At 60.5% G+C, this 433-nt stretch carries 1 protein-coding gene; it reads left to right on the top strand.

Features of this window, described 5'->3' with window-relative positions:
• Nucleotides 1–433 (top strand): efflux RND transporter periplasmic adaptor subunit (locus GPA27_RS28495; RefSeq protein ID WP_373322828.1); only part of this gene is annotated, 433 nt, incomplete at both ends.

The following is a 433-nucleotide window of genomic DNA, read 5'->3' as shown; positions in this document are numbered from 1 at the left end:
ATCAGGAATTCCGCGGCAAGATCACCCGGGTCGATCCCGCCGCCAATGACGTCACACGTCAGGTAGAGGTGCTGGTAGCTTTTGCCGACAGCAGCCAGCCGCGGGTATCCGGCCTGTATGCCGAAGGCAATATCGAATCCACCACGGTGAATGCACTGACCCTGCCGGAAGCCGCCGTCGTCAAATCCGGCGACAAGTCTTACGCCTGGCGCGTAACGGAAAAAACCCTGAAGCGGGTCAGCCTGAATATCGGCAAACGCGATCAGCGCACCGGCAATTACGAAGTTCGCAGCGGCCTGACCGAAGGCGATATCGTGATGCGCAGTCCGAACTCCAGCTTCAAGGATGGACAAGCGATTGAAATGGCCGCCGCCAAACTGGCGGTCGCCAGTGCTGCCGGCGCCTCAGACACGGCCAAAGGCCAGGATGCAGG

The organism is Aromatoleum toluolicum, assembly GCF_012911005.2.
GTDB lineage: Bacteria > Pseudomonadota > Gammaproteobacteria > Burkholderiales > Rhodocyclaceae > Aromatoleum > Aromatoleum toluolicum.
The sequence above is the reverse complement of the archived record's forward strand: the minus strand, read 5'-3'. Positions and strand labels throughout refer to the sequence as shown.